3 protein-coding genes and 1 pseudogene are annotated in these 5,573 nt (G+C 64.4%); 1 reads left to right on the plus strand and 3 read right to left on the minus strand.

The features are described 5' to 3' along the window. From waaF to glnE, 3 genes are all read right to left on the minus strand, one after another. A partial coding sequence (waaF, locus tag ABZE94_RS19995) for a lipopolysaccharide heptosyltransferase II (RefSeq protein ID WP_372877762.1) occupies positions 1-305 on the minus strand: 305 nt, incomplete at its 3' end. An 83-nt stretch (positions 306-388) separates the two neighbouring features. Then, positions 389-1,312 (minus strand): branched-chain amino acid transaminase, encoded by a 924-nt coding sequence (locus tag ABZE94_RS20000; protein WP_372877764.1) that lies wholly within the window; start codon positions 1,310-1,312, stop codon positions 389-391. Between the two features lie 70 nt (positions 1,313-1,382). Further along, a complete protein-coding gene (glnE, locus tag ABZE94_RS20005; RefSeq protein ID WP_372877766.1) occupies positions 1,383-4,328 on the minus strand; it encodes a bifunctional [glutamate--ammonia ligase]-adenylyl-L-tyrosine phosphorylase/[glutamate--ammonia-ligase] adenylyltransferase in 2,946 nt (981 codons plus the stop codon). A gap of 268 nt (positions 4,329-4,596) precedes the next feature. On the opposite strand from glnE, the pseudogene aceE reads away from it, so the two are divergent. After that, positions 4,597-5,573 (plus strand): annotated as a pseudogene (gene aceE, locus ABZE94_RS20010) (pyruvate dehydrogenase (acetyl-transferring), homodimeric type); the annotation flags it as partial.

A 5,573-nucleotide genomic window follows, 5' to 3' on the forward strand; every position in this document is an offset into this window, starting at 1 on the left:
GCGATCCCGGCGAAGAAGGGCACCAGCGCCGACTTCAGCGAATTGGGCAACAGAATCGCCTGATCGTACTGGCCGGCCAGGGACTTGCCGATCTTGCGCCGGGTCGCCAGTTGCAATACGCCATGGCCGAGCGGAAAGCTCAGGGCCTGACGTACTTCGGGCATGCGTTCGAGAATCGGCCGACTCCACTCGGGTGCCAGCACATCGACCTGGCAGTCGGGATGACGCTGTTTCAGACACTGAAACAGCGTCTGCGCCATCACCATGTCACCGACCCAACTGGGGCCTACGATCAGTATGTTCATCAGAGCAGCCTCGAGCCGCAAGCCAAAAGCCGCAAGCTAAAGCAGCCGGAGCGCTTGCAGCTTGCAGCTTGTGGCTTGCCGCTTTATTTAACCAGCGTGCGCCATTCGGCGTGGGCACTGGTCTTGCCGGCCACCAGGTCGAAATAGGCTTTTTGCAGTTTCTCGGTCACCGGCCCACGGTGGCCGGCGCCGATCTGGCGGCCGTCCACCTCGCGGATCGGCGTGACTTCGGCGGCGGTGCCGGTGAAGAAGGCCTCGTCGGCGATGTACACCTCGTCACGGGTGATGCGCTTCTCGACCACCTGGATGCCCAGCTCGTCGGCCAGGGTCAGGATGGTGTTGCGAGTGATGCCATTGAGGCAGGAGGTGACTTCCGGGGTATAGACCACACCGTTACGCACCAGGAAGATGTTCTCGCCGGAGCCCTCGGCCACGTAGCCCTCGGTATCCAGCAGCATGGCCTCGTCGGCGCCGCCGGAGACGGCTTCCTGCAAGGCCAGCATCGAGTTGATGTAGTTGCCGTTGGCCTTGGCCCGGGTCATCGAGATGTTGACGTGGTGGCGAGTGAAGGAGCTGGTGCGCACCTTGATGCCGATCTGCAGGGCCTCATCGCCCATGTAGGCGCCCCAGCTCCAGGCGGCGACGATGACATGCACCTTCAAGCCAGTGGCGCGCAGGCCCATGGCTTCCGATCCGTAGAACACCATGGGGCGGATATAGGCGCTGTCCAGGTTGTTCTCGCGCACCGCGGTGCGGGTCGCTTCGTTGATTTCGTCTTTGGAGAAGGGGATCTTCATGCCCATGATATGGGCCGAGTCGAACAGGCGGTCGGTGTGCGCTTGCAGGCGGAAGATCGCCGCGCCGTCCGGGGTATCGTAGGCGCGCACGCCTTCGAACACGCCCATGCCGTAGTGCAGGGTGTGGGTCAGCACATGGGTGGTCGCGTCACGCCACGGCACCAGCTTGCCGTCATACCAAATCACGCCATCACGATCAGCCATCGACATAGTTGCCTGCTCCTCAAATTCGATTCGTACTTAGTCGCCGGGGCGCCGCGCGCCGGCCAGCCTACACAATTCAGTTCAGCCCCAGCTCCCGCCAGATGCGCAGCACGCTGCGTCTTTGTTCCTGGAACTGGTCGCCGCGCACCACCCCGGGCTGCTTTTGCAATGCCTGGCGATGGGCCGCCGCGCGGTAGGCCTTGTAGGCTTCCTGCAACAGGCGGGCATCCTCGGCGGCCAGCAAGCCAACGCGTTCCAGGCCTTCCAGGATGCGGATGTTATCGGTGAACTCCAACAGCTCGGGATAGTGTCGCGACCACGCCAAGGCCGCGTATTGCACCATAAATTCAATATCGACGATACCACCGGCATCCTGCTTGAGGTCGAAGCAGACCGCGGCCTCGAAGGCATTGGCCGCGGTGCCGGCAGCGGTGGCCCGGGTGCCGAGGTTGTCGCGCATCTTCGCGCGCATCTCGCTGACCTCGGTGCGCAGCCGATCGAGGTCGCGCTCGCGGCCGAGTACCGCCGCACGCACCGCCTCGAACGCCTTGCCGACCCGCGGGCAGCCGACCAGTACCCGGGCGCGCACCAGCGCCTGGTGCTCCCAGGTCCAGGCTTCGTTTTCCTGATAGCGCTCGAAGGCGCCCAGCGAGCTGACCAGTAGCCCCGCCACCCCCGAGGGCCGCAGGCGCATGTCCACCTCGTAGAGCTGGCCAGAGTTGGTCTGGGTGGTCAGCAGATGGATGATGCGCTGCCCCAGGCGATTGAAGAACTGCGCGCCGTCGATCGGCTTGGCGCCATGGGTCTCGGCCTGGGGATCGCCATCATGGATGAACACCAGATCCAGATCCGAGCCATGGCCCAGTTCGATGCCGCCGACCTTGCCGTAGCCGACGATGATGAAGTCCGGGTCGCAGGGGCTGCCATCGGTACGCAGCGGCACCCCGTACTTGCTCACGGTATGCCGCCAGGCCAGGGCCAACACCTGCTCGAGAATCGCCTCGGCCAGCCAGGTCAGGTAGTCGCTGACCTTCATCAGCGGCAGGCTGCCGGCAATTTCCGAGGCCGCCACACGCAGACGGTGGGCCAGCTTGAAGTGGCGCAGCGCCTCCATCTGTTGCTCGAGGTCGTCCTCGGGGATGCGCATCAGCCGCTCACGCAACTCGGCGGCCAACTCCGGGGCCAGCGGCGGCTTGAACAGCCGCCCCTCGTTGAGCAGCTCGTCTAGCAACAAGGGAAAGCGGGTGATCTGCTCGGCGATCCACGGGCTGGCGGCACAGAGGGTCAACAGACGCTGCAAGGCGCCAGGATTTTCCGTCAACAGCACCAGGTACGCCGAGCGCCGCGCCACCGCCTCGATCAGCGGTAGCACCCGTTCCAGGACCAGGTCGGGGTTGTCGTGCTCCACCGCCTGCGCCAGCAGCCTGGGCATGAAGGCATCCAGGCGCTCACGACCGAGGCGCTGCATGGCCCGCACCTGATTGCCGCTGCGCAAGCCGGCCAGGCGCTGCCACGCGGACTGCGGATCGGCGAAGCCGGCTTCGGCCAGCTGCCGGCAGGCCGCGGCCTCGTCCTGCACATCGTCCCACAGCGGCAACCATTCACCGCCGACCGCTTCATCTTCGGCGGTTTCGGCATCCTCATCAGGATCGGCGATCACCTGGCGGAAATGCCAGTCGACCCGGCCGCGCCAGTGCATCAGCTGCCGGTGAAACGCCGCCCAGTCGTCGAAGCCGAGCATGAAGGCCACCCGCGCCCGATCCTGGTCGTTGTCGGGAAGCATCTGCGTCTGCCGGTCGCCGATCGCCTGCAAGGCATGCTCGGTGTAACGCAGAAACTCGTAGCCCTGGCGCAGTTCGGCGACCACCGCGGCCGGCAGATAGCCCTGCCCTTCCAGGGTGCCGAGCACCTGCAGCAGCGGCCGCTGCTGCAGGCTCAGGTCGCGCCCGCCGTGAATCAACTGAAAGGCCTGGGCGATGAACTCCACCTCGCGAATGCCGCCGGCGCCGAGCTTGATGTTCTCGGCCATGCCCTTGCGCCGCACTTCCTGCTGGATCAGTTGCTTCATGGTGCGCAACGCTTCGATCGCGGAAAAATCCAGGTAACGCCGGTAGACGAAGGGCCGCAGCATCTCCAGCAACTGCGCGCCGGCCACCGGGTCGCCACCGACCACCCGCGCCTTGATCATCGCGTAGCGTTCCCAGTCGCGGCCCTGATCCTGGTAGTACTGCTCCAGCGCATTGAAGCTGAACACCAGCGAACCCGAGGAGCCGTAGGGGCGCAGGCGCATGTCGGTGCGAAAGACGAAGCCGTCGACGGTGATTGCATCCAGGGCCTTGATCAGGCGCTGGCCGAGGCGAATGAAAAACTCCTGGTTGTCCAGCGGGCGCTTGACCCCTTCGGTCTCGCCGCCCTCTGGGTAGCCGAAGATCAGGTCGATGTCCGACGACAGGTTCAGCTCGAAGGCACCCAACTTGCCCATGCCGAGCACCACCATATGCTGGGCCTGGCCGCTGCGCCGGCCGATGGGCGTGCCGAACTGCGTGCAATGCCGGGGATAGAGCCAGTGATAGGCCAGATCGATGCAGGCGTCGGCCAGCTCCGAGAGGTCGCGACAGGTTTCGATCAGGTCGGCCTGGCGACTGATATCGCGCCAGATGATGCGCAGTTGCTGGCGATTGCGGAAACGCCGCAGGCGCCGGCCCAGCTCCTCTTCATCGGCGCAATCGAGCAACGCGGCCGCCAGTTGCCCGCGCAGCTCGCCGGCTTGCAGCGAGCGTTCCAGCTCGCCGCAGGCGGCCAAGCCCAGGAGCATCTGCGGGTCGCGCCGGGCTTGCTCGACGACGAAGTCGCTGGCTGCCGCCACGCGCCGGAGCGCCTCGCACCGCGCACTCGGCCAGGCCGCAAACTCGGCCGCGGCAGCGGCCGAGCACTCGGCGAATGCCGTCTGCAGCGACTGTTCGGCACGCAGTGCCAGGGGAGTAAGAGTGGCAGGTAAAGAAGCCAACGCGGGCAGGCTCATGGTCTATCCTTTTTGGCGGACTGCAAGTGACACGCGAAAAGCCGGAAACCCTCACGCTTGACGCGGCGCGCGCAACAAACAGACAAATAAAGTGTAGTTTTGCTACGAAAGATTGTAGCCAAAGGGCTGAAATTGCCGTCGATATGTAGTAAAACTACACGGAGCCGGCCCTATCCCCGGTACATCCAAGAATTCACGTGCCCGCCCACAAAGCCGGTCACGCACCCAGGCCTCCGATTCTGGAAGCCTTTCCGCCCTGGAGCAAGCCATGCAAGACCTCGATCCCGTCGAAACCCAGGAATGGCTGGACGCCCTTGAGTCTGTTCTCGACAAGGAAGGCGAAGACCGCGCGCATTACCTGATGACCCGCTTGGGCGAACTGGCCACCCGCAGTGGTTCCCAGTTGCCCTATGCGATCACCACGCCGTACCGCAACACCATCCCGGTAACCCACGAAGCACGCATGCCTGGCGACCTGTTCATGGAACGCCGCATTCGCTCGCTGGTACGTTGGAACGCCCTGGCCATGGTGATGCGCACCAACCTGAAAGACCCGGATCTGGGTGGCCACATCTCCAGCTTCGCCTCGTCCGCGACCCTCTACGACATCGGCTTCAACTACTTTTTCCAGGCCCCCACCGACGAGCACGGCGGCGACCTGGTCTTCTTCCAGGGCCATGCCTCGCCGGGCGTCTATGCCCGCGCCTTCATGGAAGGCCGCATCACTGAAGACCAGATGAACAATTTCCGCCAGGAAGTCGATGGCAAGGGCCTGTCGTCCTACCCACACCCCTGGCTGATGCGGGACTTCTGGCAGTTCCCTACCGTGTCCATGGGCCTGGGTCCGATCCAGGCGATCTACCAGGCACGCTTCATGAAGTACCTGGAAGCGCGCGGCTTTATCCCGGCCGGCAAGCAGAAAGTCTGGTGCTTCCTCGGCGACGGCGAATGCGACGAGCCGGAATCCCTCGGCGCCATCTCCCTGGCTGGCCGCGAGAAACTGGACAACCTGATCTTCGTCATCAACTGCAACCTGCAGCGCCTTGATGGCCCGGTACGCGGCAACGGCAAGATCATCCAGGAACTCGAAGGCGTGTTCCGTGGTGGTGGCTGGAACGTCAACAAAGTGGTCTGGGGCCGCTTCTGGGATCCACTGCTGGCCAAGGATGTCGACGGCATCCTGCAGCGCCGCATGGACGAAGTCATCGACGGCGAGTACCAGAACTACAAGGCCAAGGACGGCGC

It is taken from the genome of Pseudomonas sp. (assembly GCF_041601375.1).
Taxonomy (GTDB): domain Bacteria; phylum Pseudomonadota; class Gammaproteobacteria; order Pseudomonadales; family Pseudomonadaceae; genus Aquipseudomonas.

Bases quoted from the DNA above. Each gene is read 5' to 3' on its own strand.
- glnE (WP_372877766.1), bottom strand. From the start codon at position 4,328: ATGAGCCTGCCCGCGTTGGCTTCTTTACCTGCCACTCTTACTCCCCTG.
- ABZE94_RS20000 (WP_372877764.1), bottom strand. From the start codon at position 1,312: ATGTCGATGGCTGATCGTGATGGCGTGATTTGGTATGACGGCAAGCTG.